Here is a 26501-nt window from a genome sequence, read left to right on the forward strand (position 1 = left end):
TCACGGCGTGGTGTGGCCGATCCAGTGGAATCCCTTCAAGAAGTCGGCCGCGTGCATTCCTCTCGGCAGGTGGCGGTCGATTTCGGCGAGGGTGGGGTAGCGGTCGTTCGGTGCGGCGTCGTTCGGTGGGGAATCCAGTTCGTCGAGGAGTTGTCGCAACTCCCGGGTGATCACAGCGTCCGGTTCCAGGGCGAGATCCGCACGGATGCGGCTGCTCAGCGCCCGCATGCCTGCGGCGAGATGGTCGGGATCGGTGACGCCGTTCCAGTCGAGGTCGTGCCTGATCGCGGCGCGAGCCCCGCGGCGGCCGTGCACCGTGAAGGTCACATCTTCCACCTCGGACCGGCGGAGGTAAGCGCGGAGTGGGGAGACAACCTGGTCACCCGCTCTGGTGTTGGCTTGCCACGGTTCTATCCACAGCTTGTCGAATCGTGCGGTGAGCCGGCCCTTTTCGTCGAACTCGATGGAGAGATCCAGATCGCCCGCCTCGGAAGGATTCTCGCCACGGCTGACGAACACGCCGCGGATTCGTATTCCGGAGATGGACTCGTCGTCGGTGCGCAGATAGTCGACACGGGTCAGCCGGAGCTCGAGCTCGAGGCCGTACGCCCGTTGCAGGCCGGCCAATCTCGGTAGCAACTCGCTTTCGGCGGGGGGTTCGGCGAGCAGATCCGGTATGGCCGGCACCTCCGACAGATTCGGGTCCGGTGCGACGGTGGTCCGCCGAGTCGAGTGCGTCGTGGTGTCGAGACCCGTGCTGGGCAGGTCGGGGCGGGGCCTGCTCGGGTCGGCGGCATGCAGCATGAGGTCGCGGACCTGCTGATAGGTCAGTCGCGTCCCCCGTGACGGCCACTGCCCGGTCGTCTCGGCGTAGCTCCACAGGGCGAGGTAGTCGGAGTAGAAGCGACGTGTCAGGGGGCCGGCTGTGGTGGGGTCGACGCTGATCTTGTGCACGAAGTATCGGGAGTCGGTGTACAGCGAGTCGAGGGCGGCCATGGCGCGCAGCCGCCGGAACTCGAGAACACCGGATTCACCGTGCTGGTCGCGAATTTCGTCCTCGACCATGATCGTCACCCGGCCCAGGGCTTCCGGCGGCCATGAGTTCCAGAAGATGGTGACGTAGTCCCACAACCGGTGCCGGACGCCGGTGAGATTCCAGTTGTCGAGGCGTACTTCGCCGTCGGGCCGGACCCACAGGTTGCGGAAGGTGGCGTTGCCGTGGCTCAGCCCGGCCGTCCAGGTGGTGTCGCCCGGCACCCAGATCTCGTGCGGCAGCGGTACTCGCATCCAGTGCAGGAACGGATGAGATTGTTCCTGCTTGATCCGCTGCATGCTCAGGTACAGCTGTTCCTGGTCGGCTACGGTGCGGACCGACAGATCGTCGGGCAGCTCGACCGCCTGCAACCGCCGCAACTGCCGGAGCAGGGCGCGCAAAGTCCGTGGCCAGTCCTGGTCACCGGTCGTGGGGACGCGGCCGGGGCCCATTTCGCGGAACGAGTAGTCGTCGGAGTGGGCCATCGTCGTCGGCACGTCGACACCTGCCTGCCGGGCCAGATCTTCCGCGCGTTCGTCGTCCAGGGCGACCTGGTCGACGAGCCGGTCTCCGGCGAGCAGTTTCGGATGCGTGGGATTGGCGGCCAGATCCTTGTCTCCAGGCTTGGCGACGATGCGCCGCACCTTCACCGGCTTTCCGCCGCCGTCGGTGACGCACCAGACCTCCGTGTAATGGCCGGCGACATCGGGGGAATTCGTCACGACGGTGATCAGCATGCGGGCCGCATCGTCGAGCTGCAAGCCGCCGTCGGGGACCGGTTCGGCGATGTCGAGCAGGTAATCGGTGCCCTGCGGGCGGCGTAGGGCAGGGCGGAATGTGATCGGGGTGGTCGGCAGCGCCGGATCGGTGAGGTCCTTGGACGCCCATCGCCGGGCGAACCACGCGCTCGGCCCGGCCTGCCCGCCGGGCTCGGCGACCCAGCTGTACCCGCACCGCGCCGCTCGGACGCCGTCTTTGCGCGAAACCTCGACCTCGACCGCATCGGCGCCCATCCGCCGGGCCAGGTCTTCGGCCGGTCCGAGGAGGTACGGGCCGCCGTAGTCGGCGGCGAGGCGATCGAGGTCGGCGCCGATCGGTTCCGGACGTGCGGTGACTCGTCCGTGCTCGTCGAGGTCGAAACGCACGGCGATTTCGCCGTATTCGCGGGTGCCGTCCATCAGCACGGTGCGCAGCCGAATGCGTCTCACCACGCCCGGGTCGGCGTCATCGAGTGGCTCGTATTCCGCCGCGAGAGCTTCCAGCCTGGCAGGTCCGTCGGCACACCGCAGGGTGGCGACGGCTTCGGACAGGCCGGCCTCCGCTGCGGCGCTGTCGTGCCCGATCGTGCCCCGCAGCAGCAACTCGCGCACCGACAGCCGCGGCAGCCAGGACGTGTCCGGATTCGTCGCCTGGATAGCCGGTGCGACGGCCGCCGATCGGTCGGCAGCCGAATCCGTCGCCGTCAGGTGGTTTTCGCGTTGCCGTACGAATTGGCGAGACCATCGCTGCAAGAGGCTACGCACCTGGGCCTCATCCGGTGCCCGTCGACCCGCGGCCGCGAACACGACCTTCAGGTTGCGGTGCAACGCATCCGTCGCGTCGGCGAGGAAACTCGGGTCGCGGGCGATCAGCAGCGGCAACCGGAAGCTGTCTCCGGCAACGGATTTCCATGCTTCCAGCACCCGATATCGGTCGAAGTCCGCAGCAGCGTCCGCGCCGTGGTCGCGCCGCAGTCGCGCCCGGCACCAGTTCATGACCTTGCTCCGGACGGTGGGGGTAGGCCACGGGTTCCTTGTCGCGAACGCCACGTAATCCCACACCGGCGATCCCGGCTGGGTCAGTTCCAGGTCGAGCAGCCCGGCCCCGTCGGGGCCCAGCTTCATATTGAGGAAGGTCGGATCGCCGTGCAGTACACCGAGCTGGATATCGTCGTCCGTTGCGGGCCGGACAGCGAAGATCTCGTACAGGCCGGGCAGACCCAGTTCGCCGTGCAGCCGATCATCGGTGTCGAACTCCAGGGGGATCCGTGCCACCTCGCGAACCAGTCGCTGCTCCCATTCGACGCGGGTGGTGGGTACTTGTTGCTCGGGTTCGGCCTCGGCCCAGTGCTCGGCGTGCAGGGCGTGCAGGCGATCGAGCGCCGGGAACAGGGCCTCCGCGACGTCTTGCCACGGATCATCCGGTGTGGGGTGTTCCCCGTCGAGGTACTCGTGGAACAGGTAGTGCTCGGGATAGGACTCCTGGGCGCCGACGTGATACAGCGCCGGTACCCGGACACCGGCCTTCCGGCACAGCTGGACCGCGGCGGATTCCCCGAACGTGAGGCCGATCCGGGGATCGAAATTGGGATTCGGCGTATTGATCGACGCCCGGATGACAACCTTCCGGCCGTTCAGCTCGAAGATCCAGACCCCGTGATGATTCCCGGCGAAGTGGGCTCGATTGCGGAACAGCGTGGTGAGAAGTTCGATGTCGGTTCCGGTCAATGCGGGATCCTCGGTCTCGGCACCGAGGGACGTCATCCGGGCTGTCGGTCGCGGAGCCGCACCGGGGAGTGGATCGGAAACGTCCGTGGGCGCACCGTCAAGCACGCCCCACCACCGGCGGTCTTGCGGCCACTGCTGTGATGGCGGCTGGAGATACGCGGCCAGCTCCGTGAAGGTCGGTCGTGCCTCGGCGGGCCGGTCGAACCGGTCGAGCATCGGGTCGGCGATGAGTTCCCGCGGGTCGGTGCTCAGCAGGTGCGCCGTGCTCTCCCGCGATTCGGCCAGATGGCGCGGATCGGAATCCAGCCGAAGACCGTGCTGTGCCGCGATCGTGAAGCCGGTCGGGCCGTTGACGGGCACGATGACCCGGCCATCCGTGCCGACACACTGGCGCAGTTGCGGAACGAAGTGCTGCGCGAAGTGCCCGCCCGCGAAGGCCGGGTCGACCACCAGGTGGTCGAAAGTCACCGTGACCCGGCCGTTTTCGTCTTGGCGAACATGGAAACGCATATCGCCTGCTTCATCGACGCCCGGTAGGCCCTCGGCGACTCCGCCCTGGCTGACATGGAAACGCAAGTCGCCCGATTCGCCGACGCGCCACGTGCCCGCGGCGACAATGGTGGCTGATACGGTCAAGCACCGATTTCCGGCGTTGTCGGTGTACCGTGCGGCGGTCGGTGTCACGGCGTAGTCGCGAGGACCGTACCGTCGATCCAGCAGACCGTTCACGACAGCCAGAAGTTCGGTGTCGCCTGCGACCTCGGCGGCCGGGAGAACCGGATGCGGACGTGCGGTGGGCGCGACAGCCTCCGGACGTTCCGCGGATGATGGGGCCTGCCGACTCGGCTGCGCCGCAGGCTCATTCGGCAGCGGCGGCAGACCCTGCCTCCTGCACACCTCGTTCACCGCTTCCAGCATCAGTGTGCGAACGACATCCGGCGACTCCGGCTCCCATCCGCGCAGGCGGCACAGCCGTCGATAGTCGGAGTAGAACCGTCCGGTGAGCCGGTCGGCCTTGCCGGCATCCTCCGCGATCTGCTGGACGAAATTGCGCGAATCGGCGTAGAGCGAGTCGAGGCAACCCATTGTCAGCAGCCGATCCAGCTCCGCTTCGGCGCCCGGTCCGACCAGCCCCTCGGCCTCGAGGTCGCGGACCTCGGCTCTGATCTTGTTTTCGACCTGCTCGGCGACCTCCGGCGGCCAGTTCGACCACAGCATCGTCACGTAATCCCACAGCGGGTGGGTGACGGCGGCGTTGTCCCAATCGATCAGCGTCGCGGTGTCGTTCTCGTCGTCGATTCGCAGGTTGTTGAGCGTCATGTCGTTGTGATTGAGGCTCGGCCGCCAGATCGCGTCGTCGGTCTCCGGCGACCAGGCCTGATGCGGGGCGAGGCGGAACAGCCGATCCAGCCAGGGCGCGCGGCGACGGTAATTGCGGCGCTGATGATCCAGGTAGAGGTGAAGGTGTTCGGTCACAGGGCGCACCTGCAGATGCGGGGGTAGCTGCACATTCAGCAGACGTCGCTTCACCTCGAACATCTTGTTCAAGTTCAACTCCCAGTTCGGATCATCCGGCTCCGGGGTGCGTCCGTCGGCATACTCCTCCACGTAGTAATCGCGCCACCGGTATACCCGTGCGGGAACATCGGTCACAGTTCCGGCAAGCTGCACGGCATCGGGTGCATCGAACGGAAGCCAATGGAACCAGCGGACATTCCGATGCGACGGATCGGGGTTGCGGGTGAGGTCTTTTTCACCTGTGGTCGTCGGCAGTATCTGGTGCACGACTATCCGGTTGCCGTTGTCGTCTCGATAGCGCCACGCTCGCTTGTTGTTTCCCTCGTAGTCGGGTGCTCGGAGTCGGGCCCGCAGGATCTGCCTGGCGGCAACCTTCGAGTCCAGCGTGCCGCGGCCTTCGCGTTTCATGTTGTCCAGCAACGTTTCCTGCGCAGGCGGGTCCGTGGGGATGGCTACGACCGGCCGCGCTTCGGGTTGGCTCCATTCGAGGTCCGTGGCAGCGGGTGCGTCGGCCATGTCGATGCACGCGGCCCACGGTGCGAGGATCTCCTCGAGCGGAACACCGGCGTCGATCAGCCCGGCATCCCACAGTTCCCTCAGCGTAGGGAGGTCACCTGCTCGCAACCTTCGGCCTATTTCTGCGACGCCGGGCGGGACGGTCGGCACGCGCTGTTCGAGGTCGTCTATGGCGTCGCACAAGGCCTCGCGGATTGCTTCTCTCTCACCGGGATGCTCCCTGTTCAAGTCGAATCCGGCCCGAGCCGCCGCCGGCCAGTCGCTGATCAACGTCACCCGGAGCCGGTCCGCGCCCGCGTCACGAACGAAGTCGAGCACGAGAGGTTCGACCTTCTGGGCTTCCAGGTCGCCGACGCAATCTGCGACCATCCGGCCGGAGGCATCCGTGAAAAAGGTGAAATAGATCTCGCTGCTGATGCGGGTGCCCTCCACGACCGCAGCCGTGACGACGGCGGTGACGAAGCCCTCCGAGGAGCCCAGCCACCGCACCCTGGTCGGCTCCAGCCGGCGCGGTCCGTCCCAGCGTTGGACGGCGGCCAGTGCCGCCGACTTGTCCACATCCTGCTGACCGGTACCGAGCTCTCTGTCGGCCGCGTGCAGCAGCCGCCGCATCCACCGGCGTGGTTCCGTCGCGCGGGCGGGCGGAATCTCCCAGGCAGTCGCCGCGGCGGCGGACGTGTCCAGCAGTTCCAGCTCACGGAGCGCCCATTCCGCCAGCAGATCGTGCACCGCGTCCTCGGAGATGGGGTCCTGCCCGGCGGCGCGGCGGACGAGGGCGATGTTCCGGTAGAAGTCCGGAAGCACCTCCTCGATGGTCGCGAACCCTGTGGCGATCTTCTTGGGTAGCCGGTAGGCGTCGCCGATGATCGACTTGCGTGCCTCCAGCAGCACGTAGCGCTCGAAGTCCGCCACCAGTTCGTCACCGACACCGTCTCCGTATCGGTGTTGCAGAATCGTGCGGATTTCGGAGTGCACGGCACGTCGTTCTGCGTCGTCGGCCCAGTCGTTGACGAGGTAATACCGGGCCCAATCCCATGCGATGGGCGCGTATTGCGCGAGTTTCGAATCGGTGAACCCGATGCGGCCGTCGGCGCCGCGCCGCATCTTACGGCGGATCGGGTTGCCGTGCGTGAAGCCCATCAGCTCGCTGCCATCGTTGAGGAGCGTCGGTTGCCACAAGACGAAGAGCGGGACGCCGCCGATCAGCGTGTCCAGCCTGTGGTCGAAGTCGCCGTGCTCCAGTTCCAGCACCCGGTGTTCTTGCTGCCGGTCCCATAGATGCTTCGTGTGGGGAGTGGAGGACAGGCCGTGTAGTCGAGACAACTCGAGGAAGACGTCCTCGGTTGTGCGGTCCCAACCCTCGTCCGGCAGGACTTCATCGCCCGCGATGTGCTCGTGAATCGTCACGCGGGTCTTGAAGTCCAGTGCCATCGACGACGATTCGGAGTCATAGAGCAGCCGCGGGCCACGCACCCCCGCCTGGTGGAACAGGTCCGACGCTTCCGCTGCCGGCGCGGCCAGCGAGTCCAGATCGAAGCCCAAACGCTGCGCCTCGTCCAGGTACACCCGGACCGTCACCATCGGTACCGAGGTCGCGCTCGGCTCGGCGGGCAGCGGCAGATGCCAGACACCGCATTGGTTTTCGGATTCGTGCGGCGAGGTCACGCGGACCTGTTCCATCAACCCGAGCACCTGCTCGCGAGTGAGTCGTCGATCCAGGCCCGAAGGGACGGGGTCGGCCGCGACCGCCGGTGGTGCACAGCGTTCGCTCAGCCACTGCGGCGCGTTCTCGACCGGTACGAGGCCCGCGCGCGACAGCAGGTCGCGACCGGACAGTTCCGCGGCGCCCGCGTCGTCGGTCACCTTCACCTGCAGCACATCGGCGCCGATGCCGCGCACGAAGTGCCGAACCAAGTCGAGGAACGACCCTCGTCCTGTGCCGCCCCGAGCGGACCGATACTCCGGTAGGAAGTCGCCGGCCGGGCCGGGATCGACGTAAGCCGTGACGATTCCGGCGGCATCGAGCTCGAAAATCAGTTCTATATCGCCGAATTCGGCTCCATCGATCATCACCGCGGCGTGCATGCGGAGGCGTACCGCCCCCTCGCGGGCTGGGTCCGGCTCGTAGGCGGCGCCGGTCACGTTCAGTCTGTGTGTTCTGCGCTGTGTCTGTGTCGCCGGAGGCCGGAGAGCGCTGCTCAACTCGACCTGCCGTCGCTTTTCCAGCAATCTTCGAATCGAAGACCCGAGCCGCGGTGGGAGCGGCTCATCGAGTGCCGGTGTCATATAGGCGTCGAGGTTCGACGGCCGTCCCCGGGACAGGTGGCTCGCGAAGGCTTCGAGCACACGCTGACCTTCGTCCTCGGGTACCGGTCGATGTTCCGTTTCCCGACGCAGGCCGGCCACGTACGCGGACCCGGCGCTGAGCTTCCCACGATTCCGGAGGGCCCGGCCGATGGCCGCTTCGCGGCGCACGAAGGTGAGGTTCGTGGAAAACGCCGACACCAGATCGGTGTACCGGCCGGGGTCGGTAGCGATGTCCGTGGGCGCGTGGAGTGCCTGGCGGATGGCCGCGATTCGTGCTTCGACCGCGAGGTAGCGGTGGAAGTCGGCTTCCGCAGCGCCGTCGTGCCGTTGCCGAATCTGCTGCATGCACCAGTTGAGCACCTGCGGCCGTACCTCGGGCGGCCAGGGATTGCGGACGGCGAATGCCGCGTACACCCAGGCGGGTGGGCCGAACGCGGTGTGATTCTCATGCGATCCCGCCTGTGCGCTGTCCCGGACGAGGCCGTCGAGTATCGGCGGGCTGTGCAGGCCGACAGGCTGCGCGCCGTCGTCCTCCGGATCCTCTCGTGACCAGAACATCTCGGACAACGGCGGCAGGCCGAGCAAGCCCGATCCCGATTCCGTCCCCGGCCCGGGGCGTAGGCCCGCGAGCCTCGCCTCCGCACCGCGCACCGCACGGCGGACATCCCGCTCCCAGGCGGCGCGAGTCGTCGTCACCGGCGGCTCTCCCTCCGGGATGTGCTGTGCGAAAAGCTGTTCGGCGACATCGCCGCGAAACGACAGATCCTCGCCCACCAGCTCGGCAACCCCCGCCGGGGTACCGGTAGCGTGCCCGGGAACGACGACATCGCGGCCCGCGGAGTCGTCGTCGTAGGGGCCGAGGTCGATCGCGACGGGGTCCTGGGGCGTGCCGGGAGTCGTCCCTGTATCGGTGGGGCCGTCCGGCAAGTATCCGGGGTTGGGGCGCCAGTACTGCGGTAATTCGTCGGCAAGTGCGGCGAAATTGCCCCGCCAAATCTGCGCGGGGATCTCGAAACAGCCCATGACGCGATCGCTACGCAGGCCTCCCGGCCAGTGCACGGAGACGACACCGCCGTTCTCGTCCACCACTCCGAATCCGCCGGGCGCGTCGACGACGTAGATCTGATGGACGAGGGTCCACTCCGAGGTCTCGTCGTCCACCAGCACCGATTCGCCGTAATCGGCGGCTCGATTCACCCGCACCGTCGTGTAGACAACCCTGCCGTCGCGCTGTGACAGCGGGACGAACCCGTTCGCCCACAGGTCGCTGCGCGGACGTGTGTCGCCACGGAACAACAGCCCTCCGCCGATACGCCACCCCGATTCCGGATACTCCTCCTGGAGCTCTTCCCACCTCCGACGGATCGTGTCGAGGTCGACATCCTGCTCGACGGCCGAGGCGAGCAGCACACTGTCCGGCAACTGCGCGGCCGGTTGCCATCGCACGGGTACCGACGGGCCGTCGAGGATCAGCCGTACCACCTGAGCGCCGTCGAGCGGATTCACAGGAGCGTCGGCCGGCGGACCTTCGGCAGAATTATCGTCCTCGGCGTCTTCGTCGTCGAGGTCGATCGCGACGGAGTCGACGCTGTTGCCGGGGGTCTTTGTGTTACCGCGGGTGCTCGACGTGCTCGAGGAAATTCCGGATTCCGGCGGGCTTTGCGGGTCCCGGTCGGAGTGCCCGGGCTCGCGGGCGGGTTCGTCGACCGTGGGCGAGCCAGGGACGGGCGTCGCTACACCCGGTGCGCCGGGGCGGGATCCGGTGTAGTGGCCGTCGGTGCGGAGGAAGTGAGCGTCGATCTCCACCAGGGGATAACCATGGAGGCGTTGGTGTTCGGGGTTTGTGAACCGGCCGATCAGTGCGTGGATGTTCTCGGTGACGTCTCGGCCGGTCTGGCCATCGAGGTACCGGATGGTGTCGTGGTCGTTGACGACGTTGACGGTGTGGCCTTGCGGATCTCCGAAGGGTTGGTGGCGGTAGGCGATGATGCCGCGTGCCAGGTGGCCGGCGTCGAGGAGTTGCTGTTCGAGGTCGGTCCAGCTCTCGACGTGCTGGAACGTCGTGTCGTAGTGGGCCTGGATGAACCGGATGTGGGATCGGCTGTCGTCACCGGGTACTCGTCCTGCTGCCGACGGTTCGGCGACGATGTCGGGTCGGCCGCTGAGCCGGAGGTCGGCGGCGATGGTGCACTCGGCGCTGTTGTCCCGGTTGCGCAGTGGGTTGATGCCGCGGATCCGCGCGAGCAAGGGGTCGTCGGGCGCGGGCTCCACCGGGGTGGGTGACGGTTGCGCCGCGCCGCTGTCCATGGCCGGTCGATCGGTGTCACCAGCGGATGATCGCGTGGGTTCGGCGTCGGACGACGGTTGTGCCGCGGCATCGGTCGTCCCCGTATTCACAGCGGGGCTGGAGAGGAAACGGCCATGCAGGTGGGCGGCGAGCTGCTGTATCAGTACTCGGCCCTTGCTGCCAACCATGCCGAGCAGGTACCGGTCGATTACCCCGAGCATGTACTCGTCGACCGAGCGGCTTCCGATCAGCGAATAGAGCCGGGCCGCGAGATATCTGGTGCGCAGGAATTCCGGCGACTCGCGGTCCTCGAAACCGCGGCAGCCGGGGAAGTGCAGCGCCGACCACAGGTCGTTCTTGCGGTGCTGCTCCCAGAATGCGTATTCCTCGGGTGTGAGTACTTTCCGCATTTGGACACGGTCGCCGTCGAGCATCGGTCTGCCCGACAGGTAGGACATGGTTCCTCTCGCGATCGACAGCAGTTGCGGCAGTTCATCGAGCGATGTGTCGCGCAGATACCGCTGGAAGGGCATGGCCCGATCGACGGCGGCGCTGCTGGTGGGTCCTTCCGGCTCGTCCTCCGGCAGGGTCCGGAACTTCCAGACGGTGATCGTCTCGTTCCCCTGTATTCGCTTCTCCTGTTTGAACAACAGCGGGCCGCGGTCGGAAATACCCAGTAGCTGTTCGGCTTTCAATCCGGTGGCGACGACCAGCGCGAGCGTCAGGTAGATGGGGGATCGTCGCAGCAAGCGCTTCAGTTCGAAGAGATCCTTGGCGGTGAGTTCTACGGTTCGCAGCGTGGCGAGGTCGCCCTCGCGCAGCGCCCGGAACCACTCGCTGCGGTTGGCGACCCAATCCGGCCCGGATGGTTCGGTGGCGCTGGGAATCGGCATGTTCTCGAGGTAGGCGAACGGACGATTGCCGTCCTTGTCGCGGTAGGTCAGCAGTTCGGCGATGAGCTGCTCGATTTCGGCGGCCTCCGCCGGAGCGAAGCCATCGTTCAGTGCGCGGGTGCGGGCGGCCCGACCGCGTTCCGGATCGGTGAAATGAAGCGCCGGACCGCGGCCCCCTCGGGCCGGTCGATGTTCGGCTCGGGTGGCCTCGGCGCCACGACCCGCGGTGATCAGGCCGATATTGTCCAGCGACTCGGTCGGCACCCGGGCCTCGATATCGGCATACGAGTTGTAACCCTGATGGACCTGCGTGCGCTTGCGGAACTCCGGTGTCTTCGGTGGCTCCGCGGTGACCCGCACCGCTCCCCAGGACTCGCCGGCCGGATCCGGTCCCAGACCGCGGTTGAGGAATCGGCCGCGCCGGTCGGGAGTGGTGGCGCCGAGCCAGGCGATGGGGTCACGGGTCGCCGTCAGCACATAGACGTTCTCGGCCCCGATACCGAAGTCGGTAGCCCCAGTCATCGGTCCCGCGCCCGGGGAGGCCGTCAGAACCACCTGGTCGATCTCGCCGGCCAGCCGGGCGTCCCGGCCCGCGTAGCACACGGTCGTGGAGCCGTAGCTGTGTCCGAGGAGAGTGTGCAACCGCGGCAGCGCTGTGCCCCGATGCTCGGCCAAAGCCTCGCGAGTGCTGTTGTAGGACACGGTATCTCGCGCTACGACATAGCCACCGACTTCCGCGAACCGGTGATAGAGGGGATCGAACGGGAGAACCGGCACCGTTCCCTTCAGCAGTTTGGTCGGATGTTCGTAGCCGATATCGATGATGGCCGCCACGGTCTCATCGGGTGCATACCGTGAGGTCATCTCGTATTGCGCACCCGCGAACCCGTATCGGTACAGCAGTGACCGCAGCGTGGTCCCGAAGCCGCCGACATGGCGGGTGACGTTCGTCGCTTCGTCGGCGTCTCCGATGGAGACGGAGATCCGGCCGTTGCCGTCGTACTTCTCGGCGTCGTAGGCGAGCAGTTGTACCGGCGGCGATCCGAAGTCCTCGACGCGGCGTTCGATTTCGGCCAGTTGATCCCGGGTGGTCTCCAGGTTGAGCAGATGCGCCTTCTCCGCGGCGGTGAGTCCGCGGTGCCCGATGATCCGGCGCAGCTGCGTGAGCTGCCGGGTGATCGACCGGCGATTGGCGTAATCGCGCACGGTGTACGGGATGCCGTCGGTATTGCCGATCAGGGCGGGGTCTACCGCCACCATCCCCGCCTGCTGTTCGGCGGACAGCGAGAACCACCAGCGCGCATTCCTTCCGGCGCGGGCCCGGGCAGCATCGACTACCTCATCGGGGTCGACGCGCTCGACCAGCGACCACGGTGTCGCGTGCTCCCCGAACTGATGGCGCAGTGCGGCGATTGCGCGCGCCGCGTCCTTGTTCTCCTGTCGGGTGGGGTGTGGATCGGCTGGAAGCGTGGATCCTTCCTCGCCCTCGGCGGTGCCGAAGGCCCAGCGGGAGTCGGGAGTCGGTTCGACTGTGGCGGGCTGGAATTCCGTCGGATACGGGCGTGGTTGGGGCGCATCCTTGTGGAACCCGGTGACGAGTTCGGCTTCGAGTCTTATTTTGCCGTCGACTTCGGTCGGCTCGGTGAGCAATACGAGAGTCGATCCTCGCGGGGCGATGATTTCTCGTTCGCGGTACTCGCCCTCGTCCGCGGTGTCCATTGCCGAAACCGACTCCACGGCGATCAGCGCCGATCCGGCATCCGCGTAGACGATGACCTCGACATCCTGGTCCGCGAACACCTCATCCGACAGTGAAAGCGACGTGTAACCGGAGTTGGTCGATCGGTAACCGAGCAAGTTGTCGGTGCGACCGAAGACCCGCACGAGATCGTCCAGCTTTCGAATCATCGTGACCGGTCCGGTGGATGGAAGGGCGTTCCGGAATGCCCAGTCCATCCGGTTGATCTGGGCGGCAATGATGCCGGCTTCCTCCCGGAACCGAGCTTCCGGCCAGCCGAGGCTCGCTCCGGCCGCGAGGACCTCCTCCCGAGTCACCTCCCGCCGTGCTAGTTCGACTTGCTGATGCGGCGTCAGATTTCGGCCCATTGCGCGTAGTGGCATGTTGGGCCCGGCGAATTTGGTGTATTCCCGGAACGCGTCGATGATCTCGTCCGCGCGATTTCCCGTCGGATCATGTGCCAAATGCACCCGGCCCATGCCGTTCCGGATGCGCGCGAGGGCCGCATCGCCTTCGACGGCATTCCGCCGGAACCACTCCAGCCTCGCTCGGAGTGCATTCGCGTCGGCTCCATGCCCGTCGCCCGCCGCGTCGTCCGGCTGCGGCTCGGGGAGCAGGTCGATGGCGACGGGGTCGATGCGGTTGCCGGATGATGTCGGCTTTGCGGGTTCGTGCGGGGTGCTATCCGGCTGGGGCGCTGTGTCGCCGCCCCCGTTCGGCCCCTCACGCAGCGATCGGTCGACGATTGCCAGTACCTGCTCGTCGGTTTCGGGCAGCGGCGCGTCCGACAGCAGCGTGGCCAGCAGTCGCTTGCAGGCGAGGGCATCGTGCTGTTCTCCCGGCACGAACGGCGCGGGCCTTCCACCCATGCGGCGGTAGCGCTCTCGCGCACCGAAGAGACCGAGCAGTGCCACCGGATCCGCGATACCCGCGGATTGTTCCACCTGGGCTTCGAGCAGTCGGTACCGCAGGCTTCCCGCCTTGACCGTGTCCACCCATTCGTCCCGCATGGTGAGGACATCTTCGTCGAAATCCGGAATGGCGCTGGGGTGCTTCCCTTGCTTTTCGAGCGCCCAATTCAGCAGGATCCTGGACAGTGGACGGTGATAGTCGCCCTCCCCGTGACGCCCGGAAATGCTCCACAGCTCCAGATCTGTGGCTACTTCGTAGGGGTCTTTGTCGGGGTTGCTCACCGCGGCGTTGAACCACTCGCACATCGCTGCGACGTCCGCGGCCATCCCGTCCGGGCCGTCGAACTTTCCTGCCGACTCCGGTGCCGTCCGCCGCCCGAGCAGCTCATGCAATTTCAGGATGAACTCCACGCTCAGCTCATCGCCGAGATGCTGTTCGGCGTAGTGGCGAGCTTCCAGCCAGCTCAGCCACTCCTTACGTCCGAAAAGCAACTCGGGCCGGTGCACACCCGCCGCGATGGCAACGTTCCGGAATTTGTCGTCCATATACAACGTCAGCTCGAGTGTGCGCTCGGCATCGGTCTCGATGCCGAGCGCACGCTCCAGCTCACGTATTTCGTCGTCGAGCGCCGCGTCTTCTTCGGAGATCACGGGCGGCGCGGTCGCGTCGATCGTCTTGTCCTGCTCGGCTGCCTGAATTTGCGCTGTCTTCTGCGGAGCCTGTAGCCAAGCCCGTGAACCGGGCGGCAGCATCTCGGACAAGCTCGCCATGGCGCGGCGCTGGGCCATGGTGACGGACCCGCGGCTCTTGCCCAGAAGGCTGGCCACCGCAGCGGTCGTGCGCTTCTCGACGAGTTTCTGGCGCAGGCTTTCTCGCTGCAGATCGGGAAGTCTGTCGACACGCTGGGCCAACGCTCGCCGGTTGTCACCTACAGCGGCCCTGACCTCCATCGGCAGCCAGTCGGCGTGCTCCAGGGCGGCCACGATCTCGGTTGCCGTCCTACTCGCCCGCGCGGCCGACGGGTCGGGCGACTCGGCGTTGTCGATCGGTGGTTCGGATTCGTGCTCGCTGTCGCCGAGGTCGAGATCGATGGCGACGGCGTCGAGGCCGGGAGTGGTGTCGCGAACATCGCGCTGGGTGGGGCCGGCCTCGGTCGATTGCTGAGCGGCGCCCTGGTCGTCGTGATCTTCGAGGCCGTGCGTACCCGCAACCTCCCTCATCTCGATAACCCATTTCCCCTTCTGCCGGGTCCGGCGCAGGACCTGGAAATGGGAGCCTGGGGCGAAAATTACTTCGGCTTCGCTCGAGATCTTCGAGATCTTCGAGATATCGCGACCGGTGGACGAGTGGATGATGAACTTCACATTTCCACCCATGGTGTCGGTTTTCGCGCTGGTACTGACGAACGCGGGCTCCGTGATGACCTGCCGGCGCCGGTACCTCGCCAAGAGCCGGACGAGCTCTCCGGGTGACACGGAGATCTGCCGTTCTACCACGCCGTTGTACAGAGGAAGTGTGTGCAGCGCGGTAGTGATGCCTTGGATCAGGTGGTGGTATTTGCTGATCCGGGCAGGATCGCCGGACCGGAGAGCGGCGTTCATCTCGAAGTAGTAGAGATTGCCGGTATATGTGCGGATCGCGACGTATCCAGGAAGCAACCGCTCGTCCAGACCCGGGTGGTTCCTTCTCACCATCTCCGCGTGGTCGAAGTAGTCGTCGCCGATTGCGTCATACACGTTGCGGAACGCGGCGAGTGGACTCCAGGGTTGCCGAGGTGGCTGAGAATCCAGACGATCGAAGAGAGCGGGAAGTTGCGCGGTGAGTGCGGAATGGACTTCACCCTGGGCCGCCAGCGCCTCCAGCTCGTCGCGGGTGAGCCATGCGGCCTGTTCGGTCTCGACGCCATCGCTGACGACGCGGAACCGTTCGGGCGTATCGGCGAGGAAGATGGTGTAGGTCCAGTTCTTGGGCCTTCCTCGCGCCGCGCGGGCAACCGAGGTATCGACCAGTCGCAGGTTCCGAGCGTCGCTTTCGCGCACGCCGAGTTCTTCGATGAGTTCACGGGTGGCACCCTGGACGGGAGTTTCCTTGGAATGCAACGCGCCGCCCGGAAGCTGCCAGTTTCCCTGGGAATAGGCCGGCGTCGACTTCGCGACCAAGTACCTGGCGGTCCCGGTGCTGTCGACATGCCTGATCAATACGCCCGCCGCTCCGAATTTTCCCCAAACCCCGCGGGCGACTTCCCCATCACCCGAAACCCCGCGGTCGACGGCAAGCCGGAACGGATGTTCGAGTTCGTAGGTGGTTTCTATCCAGTTCAACAAGCGTGGCGGCACCGGTTCACCGTTGCCGTCGAGGAAGAGGGCCCGGGCAGGCCGACCCTGGGCGTCCGCGTGGAACGGAATCACGCCGTCGCTCGCGCCGGGGTCGATCCGTACGACCTTGTTGTCGTAGCAGTGCAGGACGAACGGCCGCGCATGCTCGTCTCCGCTGTCGACGACCACCGATGCGTCATCTCCGAGTTGCCTGAGTATGGCATCGATGCGGTGCGAGGTGAACGGTTCTGTGAACCTGCCTCCCGACCTGGCTTCGAAGTCCGCCATGGTGATCTCGGTTGAGGCGCTCGACTGCTCGGGCTGCGATATCACCTCCGCTCGATACAGATCGTTGATGATGCGGGCAGCCGATGCGCGGCCGTCGTAGGGGATGGACCGAGCCGTGCTGCCGCTGAGTACGCCCTCGTTGCCGCTGCTTTCCTGCAGGATCCCCGTTACCCGAGCTGTCTCTCTGTGGGCGCTTCCGCCATACAGCGCCGCGTGCACCTGGGCGTGCAGCAGGTCGGTCGCGGCGCCGTTCAAGCGGCGGATCTGGTCTTCGGCGATCATGTGTCGCTCGATGTCGCCGATCAGTTCTTTGCCGCGGGGGCCGGTGCGCACGGCGTAGGCATCGTCGAACGGATGGGTGGCCGCGATCTCGCGCAGCAATGCGCTGTCACTCGTCTCGGGGGCCAATTTCAGTAGCTGGGCGGCGAGATCACGTTTTTCGCGCAGTCTGACGAGCTCTGCCTCCGCGAGTCGTCTGGTGTGCGCCAAGCTCGTTTCCTCCGTCGGCGTCGTCTCGTCCGGATCGCCGAGGTCGATCGCGACCGGGTCGATGCGATCAGCGGTCGAGGTCGGCAGGGTATCGGAGGTAGTGGTTCGCGTCGTCGGCGTCACGCTCGCTGGTTGGATCGGCTCGACACCCGTCTCGGTCACGACCACGATGCCGCGCCGCTGCTGCGTCCAGCCGAGCTCGGTGGCGGCCGCCCGCACCCGGTTCGTCGTCTCGGGATTCGTACCGCCGCGACCGTTGAGCACGCGATCTGCCTGAGCCTTGCTCACCTGCGCCCGAGTGGCCACATCGTCGAGCGTCACTCGTCGGAGTTGGCCTCGGCTCAGCACCCGCGACACCAGCTCTGGTGGGAGTTCCCCGGCCAGCACGTGCGCGATCCGATACAGCGCGCCCTTGACGGTGCTCTGGCTGCGGCCCGTCGCTCGAGCGACTTCGGGTTGCGAGAGACCCTGCACCAGATACAGCTCGGCGTATTCCCACTCGGTGCCCGAGAGCTGCGAGTAGCACGGCCCCAGCACATCCGGGTAGTGCGCCGCGATCGCCTCGATCAAGAACATCGCCGAGCCGTCGGTCAGCAACACACCGACGGACAGCAATGTCGCCAGCCGTGGCGCGGCGGCCTGCCGCAGCGCGGCGACCCGCGCCGGCGACAAATCCAGTGCCTTCGACTTCTCCTCGATGGTCAGCTCGTCGGAGTACAACAGGGCGCCGCCTGTTCGCAGGTCCCGCGGAAGTCGATTGATGCATTCCGTCAGCACTTCCGTTGGCGCTGATCGGATGATCCGAAACGCCCTGCCGCGGCGCGGATAGTCGGCGGTGCCCTCGTGGACCGCCGGGACCGGTGACCTCTCGTCTGGATTGTCCACCACGACGCCGGGACGTCTACTTGCCCATCCGAGCCGAGCGGCCTCCGTCCGAATCCGCTGCTCCGTCTTCGGATCGGCGTGTCCGCCCGCGAGTACCCGGCGCGCCGTCCCCTCGGCCACTCCGGCCCGAATGGCGATGTCCGCCAGAGTCACTCGACGAAGTGGGCCAGCCCTCAGATAGCGCCGCACCAATGTGGGCGGGAGTTCTCTCGCCAGTATGTGGGCAATTCGTCGCAGCAGCTTGTTGACGGTCGTCTGCTGGATACCCCGGGTCCTCGCTATGTCAAGTGTCGAAAGGCCCTGTGTCAGGTACTGATCGGCATACTGCTGCTGGAGACGGGTCAGTCGCGGAAAACAGGCTGCCAATATCGCAGGCTCGTGCGCGTGGACCGCCTCGACCAGCAGTAGTTCCCAATTCTCCGATAACAGCATTGCCGCAAGCAGGTCGGCGATGTCATGTTGGCGTTGTTGCACCGAGGTAGCCGGGCGGCCCAATCGTTCCGCCGTGACGGAGATGGACAGCCCCTCCAGGAGGAGCAGCGTTGCGACGTTCTGGTCTCCCTCGGAAAGGAACGGGATCAGGCGCCGCAACTCATCCTTCGACGTCCCGCGGACGAGCTGCAACTCCCTACCTCGCTGGTGGTACGGCACTCGATCGTGATCGATGCGTACAAGGGGAACCGGCGAATTCGACGTCTGTTCGTCGCCATCGGCGACGATCCCGGTCCGTCCACGTCGCACACCGAGACGGCGCGCGGCCGCCCGGACCCGCTCGATCGTCTCCGGTCCGGCATCCGGATGCCCAGCGAGAATTCGTTTCACAGTTATCGTGCTGACTCCCGCTTCCCGGGCGACATCGACCTGGGTGGCCCGCCGGAGCGGTCCGCCACTCAGGTACCGCTCCACGACCTCCGGCGAGAGCGTCGAGGCCATACGCCGTGCGATGCGGTGCAGCATGCGGCGAACTCGCTTCGGCCTCCAGGCCAGCGCCGTCGCGATTTCGGGCACTGTCCGACCCTGCCGGAAGTATGACTCGAAAACTGCCTGCTCGGCCTCGGTTACCGGCCCCGTGACCGGTTCCAGCAGATCTCGGTCGTGAGCCCAGACCGCCTCGACCAGCAGCAGCATCTCCTCATCCGTGAGTCCGCTGGGATGCGGTTCGGAGCGCCGCAGAGCGGGAGATCCGACGTGGGACAACGCCATCGACACCGTGCGAACCGCGTTGTGCAGCCGCTTCCGGATGAGGTCGTTGTTGCGCCCGGTGGCGGCCGCGATGTCGGCCACCGTCTGCCCCATGAACCAGCGGACGAAGTATTCCCGCGGTCCGGTGCGAAGGCGTCGAACTACGCTGCCGAGCAGTTCGGGCCGCTCGTGCTGGGCTGTTCGAATCACGGCCACATCCGTGGCCAGGCGTTCGTCGTCCATCGCAAGCGCTTCGCCGCCCTCGGCGAGCACCGAGGTGAGGTCTACGTCGTCGGCCGCGAGCGCGGCCAATGCCCTGATCAGCGGGCCGTGTTGCGGCATTTCCGTCGCGAACTTCCGGCCCAGCTCGGCACGTGCGCGAGCGATCAGGTTGTTCACTTCACTCGGCGCAACCCCCAGGTGGTCGGCTACCTCCTCTGGGGAGTAGCCTTCGACCGCGGTGAGCCAGAGCACTGTGCGAAATTCTTCGGGCATCGATTCGAACGCCAGACCGATAGGGGTCTCCTCGGAGATCTCCGGTGCTCGATCGCCGCCCAGCTGGATTCGATCGAGTGCGGCCATATCGTCGGTGGGGACCTGCCGGCCGGCGCGAGCGCTGGCGGCGTACGCCCGGTGACGAACGACCGTGCGCAGGTAGGCGCCGAAACTGAGCTCTAGCCCGTCACCTCGGCGGATCCTCACGAGCAGGTCGGCGAAGCAGTCGGCCACGATGTCCTCGGCGTCGGATCGGTCGCGGACAATCTCCATGGCGGTACCGAGACCCCATCCGTAGTACCGCTCGTACAGCTCGCTGTAAGCGCCGGGGTCGCCCGCGCGAACTGCGGCGATCCGCTCTTGATCCCAGGCACGTTCCCGGCGCCACCGCTCGGGAATGTTCGCGTCGTCCCGGGCCTCGTGCGTGTTCGGCTGCGCGGGTGCGGGGTGCTCGGACTCGGTGTCATCGCCGAGGTTGACCGCGACCGGGTCGATGCCCCCGGGGCGGCGCGCTGATTTGTCGGCTTGCGATGTCTCATCGGTGATCTCGGTCGGCGCCGCGGAATCGCGCGAGGTGGCCGCGGCGGTGCTGTCGGCGTGGCGGGCGCGGATTGCTGCTTCCAGCCCGCTGCGCCCCTCGATGCCGAACTTGGCGTAGATCGATGTGACGTACTTCCGCACCGCCCACGGCGTTACTTCGAGCTCCGTCGCGATTTCTTTGTAGTCCCTGCCTTCCACGAGTCGCGTGAACACCCGGAACTCTTGTCGGGTCGATCCGACTCGGGCGAGTTCGAGCGACCCGGCCACGTTCTGGTAGGCGACGCGTACGTTGTCAGGTATTTCTTGCTCGCCGATGTCTCCCATCGCCGATGTCTCGATGATTCCTCGCACCTCGTTCGCGATGGCGGACACGAGTTCCCGTCTGGTCATGCCCGGCAGGCCGTAGCGCAGGAAATCGGGCATGGACACGGGTGCGGTAGCCATGTCGATGTCCGGGAACTCATCCATGAGCTCCTGAATTCTCTTCACCAACGTCGCGTGGACTTTCGGGTCGAGGCGCAGGTAGTCCCAGATTTCCGTCAGATCCGACATCATCTGTTCGGTGTCGATTCCCAGGTCTCGAAGTTCCTGGGTCCATTCGTCGAACGAATCGATGCGCGCGGTGGTCGGCGGTGCCTGCAGCTCCGACCGAGAGTGTGGCACCACCTCTTTCCGAGTGCTGCCTGCGTTCCGCGCGGCCTCGGTGAGGGACGCTCTGTCCTTCCAGGGTGTCCAGCCGCCTGCTCGAGGCTCCGATGCGGTGGGATCGGGCCGTGAAAGGCGCACATCGAGCGCAGCGGTTTTCGGCGGCGTCTCGCTCTGTGCGGGTCGAGACCACGGGGTGGCGCCGGGCGTCGCGGTGCCCCGCGCTGATTGCTCCGCCGGTGTGTCGGGTTCGTCGGCGTCGCCGAGATCGATGGCGACAGGATCCGGACCCCGATCAGTTGGGGGTGCGTGCTCGTCGTCGTCCGCTGCCGTGGCAATTTCGCGATCGAACCGGGCCTGCCATTGTTCGTCGGACTCACCGAGGAGAAGCGTGGGGGTGGGGTCCTGCTCCAGCTCGGTGAGCCATTGCGACAGGTTGTCCAGATAGTTGGTGACCACGTCTGGTCGACCGGCGCCGAGATCCTCAGCGGTCACGACGTTCAATTGCGCGTGCAGATGCAGTTTGACCAGCCCGTCCAAGGTGTTGACATAACGCCGGACGAGCGGATCGATATGGTCGGCATACTGCTGTTTCAGGTCGGTGACCGCACGGCGCCACTCCGACGGAGTCCAGTCGGCGCGCTCACCATCGAGTTCGAACTTGTCGGCGAGCTCATCACGCATCCGCCCCAGAATGTGCAGCACACCAGAAGGGCCGACGTGCGGTACTCCCGGATCCACCGCGTTCTCTTCGATTTTGGCGAGGATTTCGAGAACATCCGGGTAGGAGGATTCGTGCTCCAGCCGCGTGAATTCCGATTTCGCGTCGATGATCTTTCGCCGCATTTCTTGAATCCTGGCGCGCGGGTAATTGTGTTGCATCCATGTCGGCGTGCCGTCGATCGCCTTGACGAAATGGTTGACGAACCCCTCCTTCATCCACTTGGCATCGGTGAATCCATCTTTCTTCGTCCACGGAATTATGAATCCGTTGCTGTTGTCGATGGGGCGCAGATGTATACCGCGCTCGAGTAGCCAATTTCCGCCCTCGTGTCGATCCCACGGACGGATCACGGAATCGCCGAGGCCCTGTCGCTGCGCAGCGGGTGTGTGAAAGAATCGCGCCCACTCGTCCTTGCCGCTTGCGGTGATCTTGTTGGCTTCGATTCCTGGCACGTACTCGACCAAGAACACGCGATCCTTGCGGCGCAAGAATCCTGGTGGTCGTGCGCCGGCGGCTTGGAGGATGATCGTCGAAAGCTCTTCGGCGTTGGCCTGAGTCTTGTCTCTCACATGCTTCTCGATAACCCGAAAGCCGTTGTTGTAAGTTATTTTGAAAACAAAGATCGAAGTCGTGTAATCATCCGTGTAATCCTTGAGTAATTCTGGGGGCTTCCTGCCGGACCGTTCCGCTTCCTCGACCTTTTCTTCGAAGGATCGTTCATCGATGAGACCGTTCATCCACGCTGCATCCTCGTGGTTTCGATAGAAGCGGAGTCCCGCTTCCGGCTCGTCGTGAACGCCCGACACGGGTTCGACGGTTACCTGATCGTCCGCCCCGATCAATACCCGCTGGTACTCGATTGTCACGTTCTCGCGCGCTGCCCATTCCCGCAGGCCCGGTACTTGCAGATCCAGCAGGTTCTGCTGGCCGAGCAGCGGTGACGCCACCACGATCCGGCGTCCGGGCAGAACCCCGATCCCGTCGACCAACCTTCCTTGATCGTCGTGAACGGGTCGCAGGCCTTGCGCACGGAGCACTTCACGGGCGATGAGGACCGCCGATGCGGTGCGGACCTCGGCCGCGTACCGGTGAACGTTGTCGATGTGGGGCTTCAGGAAACCGAAATGCTCGCGGACCTCACGCATCAACTGCACTTCGGTCAGCAGCTGAGCCGACTCCGCATCGAGCACCTGTCGGCGCAGCATCGTGGCGAACCGCAGGCGCTGTCCGGCGCGAAGTTCGTTGATGGCCCGTGCGATCTCCTCGGCTTCCGCGGCGTGGAGGTGCGTGGTGTCTTTCCCGGAGTCCCGGACCGGCCGCAGCGCTTCTTCCGCCACTTCCTCCAGTTCGTGCCGGGTTGCCTCGAGCAGGCGACGTATGCTGCGAGGCAACTCGATCGGCGCACCGGCGGGAGATCCGGTCACGTCGCCCGCCCATCCCTCCGGTGCGGGGCTGGGTGCGTCAGGTTCTTCTGGGTCGCCGAGATCGATGGCGACGGTATCCGGTCTGCGGGGTGCGCTCGGCGTGGTGTCTTCGCTCGCAGGTTCGTCGAAGACTCCGAGCCGCACGGCTTTCATCAGCATCGGAGTTCGCTTCGTCTCGCCGAGTACGGCCCCGATCCGGGCTCGGCGGCGCTTGACGGTGAGCGTGGCCACGCTCAGCACCTCGGCGATGGCCTGATCCGTGAGGCCGTCGGCCATCAGCTGGAGAAGTTGTCGTTGCTCGCGGTCCAGGCGGACCGTACCGGCTGGTGGTCGATTTCCGTCGTGGACGAAACCCTGCCGCTTGGCCGCCAGGACCGTCCGGATCGCGCCGGTGGTACCGAACTTCTTGGCCGCACTCTTCTGGTAGTTCGTGACCGCCTTCGGGTCGACGTCCAGCCGTCGCCCGATCTCCGCAGGGGTCAAACCCTGGTAGATCAGGTTGAGCACTTCGAGTTCCCTGCTGGTGAGCCAGGGCGAGGACGTCGTCGCGGTGGGGCTGCTCGGTCGGTCGATCAGAGGTGCGCTGCTTGCGGCCCGCGCCGGTAGCTGGGCAGGAAAGTTCGCCGCGGTCGCCACCGCTGTGGCCAATTGGCGCGCTGCGACCCAGAGCGCATCACGATCGGATTCGGTGGCGTCGGGCGCGGTAGGTGGTGTGCCCGGACCCGTGGGCCAGAAGGCGCGGATCAAACGGTCACGCCGGTGGCTCGGCAACCCCTCCAGGATACGCCGCACGTCCGTGGTTCGGGCTTCGGCCAGCACCCGGACCAGTGGATCGGTTTGCTCGAGTCGTGCGCATTCGGCAACGAACTCCCGGATCCTGTACCAGGGGTCCGCGATACTGCGATGGTTCCAGATGACCTCTCGCGCGATGTTGTTCAACCACAGCTCGATATTCCGGTTACCGAGCTGCCCGAGGCGTGCTATCGCCGTCGCGCACACCTCGTCGGCAATGTGGTGCGCGGCCTGCTGCCCGAAATCGGTTGCGAGCCCAGGCATCGCGGTCTCGAATCGTTGCCGGAGCACGGCGCGCGCGAGTTCCGGTCGTCCGCTCGCGACATGCTGCTCGAGGACCTGCCGCAGCCGCAGTGCGCTGTCCCACGGGGTGCCGACTCTGCCGGCGGTGTTCGCCTCGTCAGTCGTGCCGTGCTGTGGGCCCGGCTGTGCCCCAGCGCCATCCGGCGAGTTCCGCGGCGCGGTGGTGCCGGGTTGTCGTGACCCGACCGGCGTGGCATCGGCTTCGTCCGGATCGAGGTCGATCGCGACGGGGTCGGCGCCGCGATCGGTCGGGGTCGCGGGCCCGTCCTGGTCTGTCGCCGTATTCGCGGGGGTGTCGATGTTCGCGGCCGACAGGAATCCCGCCGCGGCGGTCACGTCGTCGGCCGTGCCCGCCTCGATGCCTGCCCGTACCAGTGCGCGCGTGACGGCGCCGAGATCGCCCGGGGCTTCTGCGAGCGACCGCCGGACGATGGCCGCGATGGGTTCGGGGTCGTCGGGGCTGATCGGTTCCCACACGCCGTCCGTCAGCACCAGGACCACACCGTCGCCGCGTATGTCTCGGGCCTTCTCGCGCGGTTTCAGCCCGTCCAGCGACCGGCCCAGGTTGTGGGTGAGGCCTGGGCCGCCGATCGGCGAGTGTTCGGCTTCTTCACGAGTGATGTCGTTGAAACGGTCCAGCACATCCTGGACCTTCGAGTCGTCCCTGGTCAGCGGTATCGGCGGGCCGCCGTCCAGCGGAATCCAGTACGCGCGGCTGTCGCCCACCCAGTCGACGGTGAGCCGTCCCGACTCCATCAACGCGACCACGATCGTGGTGGCGGGCGGCTTGTCCGCGGGAGACTCCGGGGGCAAGGCGAGAACCGCCCCCTGGGCGGCGGCCACGGCGCCCTCGACCACGGCCACCGGATCGATCCGGCCGTCGCGGTCGGCTTGCCGCAGCGCCGCCACCACGAAATCGTGGGCGGCCGCCTTGGCGGCGGCGGAGGCGCGGTGACCGCCCTTCGGCCGGGAGAGACCGTCGTTCACGATCAGTGCGGTGGCCTCTTCGCCACCGACCTTCATTCTGATCAGGGCGAAGGCATCCTCGTTGATCGCGTGCCGACCCCGATCGCTCGCTGCCGCGATGGAACCCAGATCCTCCACCGTCAGGTTCTGTTCGACATAGCGCCGCGGTGCGGTGTCTTCGAAGCCGCGGGGTTCCTCGACATGGTCGCCCCGTGGATGGTCCGATCCGGGCTGCGCTGCGCGATCCTCGGGGGTTCGATCGGGCGACGCTGACTCGCCGGGACCGGGCTCGGTGAGCTCGTGCTGCCGGGGCTGGGTCTGTGCGATGAAGTCGGGTTGTCCGTCCGCGCCGGGCCAGACGAGGGGTGCGCCGGATTGCGCCGCCGGAGGAGTGGCCGTCACATGATGCTGCGGCTCGCCCAGCATCTCCGCGATGTTGCGGACCGCACGGTCGGCCATGCCGTAGTTCTCGGCGGATTGCGCGAGTCGTCGTTCTCGATCGGTCGCCGCGGCCAGGGCGGCGGCGGCATCGTCGCGGATCTTGGTCGCCGCCAGCAGTTCTGAGATCGCGCGGAAATGGTCGAGCAGGAACGCGAGGCGCTCCCGGCCTATCCATGCCGTATCCCTTTGCTCCGCAAAGTCCAGCAGCTCCTCCAGCCACTGGGACATATCCCGCAGCACGTCGTAGCGCCGCGTGTTCTCGGCAAGCTGTTCTTGGTCGGTGGTGGGCACCGAATCGACCGCTGCCCCCGCGGCCACCATCTCCCCGAAGATCGTTTCGGCCACCTCACGCAGCCGCTGCGTCTCCCCGGGCCGGAGGTGGTCCGCGGGCCGGGTCAGTATCGGTGTATCCGCGTTCGTCCGGTGGGCCTGGTCCAAGACCTCCGCGACGGCGGCGAGAGCCACACCCAGCCGAATTTCCGCGTCGTCCTGCCGGGCCTGCAGGACGGCTGACGTCCCTTCTCGTAGGCCCTGCTCGTAAGCGGCGCTCGCCTCGGCGGCTTCGTCCGCGCAAGCCGACCACGCCGATAGCTGGTGTGCGAACTGCTCGAGCAACCGCAGTCGATCCGCCGGGATCCGCGCATCCGGCTCGCGTCGCGCGGCCGACAACTCATCGATCAGGGCGGGTGCACGATTCAGCACGGGATCGTTCGAAACGTCCGCTGTGCCATCCAGTCTCGCGGCGACCGCAACACGAAGTGCCCGCAACTGTTCGGCGTCACGGGATACCGCGTGCTGAACCTGCAGTGCGTCGGGTGCGGGGTTGGTGTCCGGCGTTTCCTGCTCGTAGGGATCGTTGTCGATCTCGATGGCGACGGGGTCGTGCCGTCCATTTTCCGGCGTCGACTGCCCGGCCCGAACGGCGGCTGTCAGTGTGGCATCCGGGCTCGCAGGCGGTTTTGGCGGCATGATGCCGGGCATGCCGCGCTGAAATCCTGTGTATCGCCCGTCGGTTCGCATGAAAGACATCTCGATCGAGGGCTCGTCACCGCGAGCACGCTGATGCCAGGGCAGCGTCAGCCGAGTGCCGCGTTCGCGCATCGCAGTCGTCACGTCGCGGCCCGTTCCCCCGTCCAGATAGCGAATGAGGCCGTGGTCATTGACAACGTTCACAGCATGCCGAAACGGGTTGAGATTGTCGTCCCACTCCGTGCGGTCGATGAAGGCGACGATGCCGCGAGCCAGATGACCGGAATCGAGCAGCTCGCGTTCGAAGTCGGCGAGGCTGCGCACAGTTCGCAACGATGTCGAGTAGTGGGCTT

The 26501-nt window shown here is 66.3% G+C and carries 1 protein-coding gene (running past one end of the window); it reads right to left on the reverse strand.

Annotation, left to right across the window (positions count from 1 at the left end):
• Positions 1-26501, reverse strand: partial view of a sigma-70 family RNA polymerase sigma factor gene (locus ON21_RS05105; RefSeq protein ID WP_039795822.1) — the 3' portion only. It continues 7906 nt past the right edge of the window; 26501 of the gene's 34407 nt are visible here — the last part of the coding sequence; its start codon lies off the right edge, out of view — the gene reads right to left on this strand; it ends in the stop codon at positions 1-3.

The organism is Nocardia araoensis NBRC 100135, assembly GCF_000308435.1.
In the GTDB taxonomy this organism is placed as follows: Bacteria; Actinomycetota; Actinomycetes; order Mycobacteriales; family Mycobacteriaceae; genus Nocardia; species Nocardia araoensis.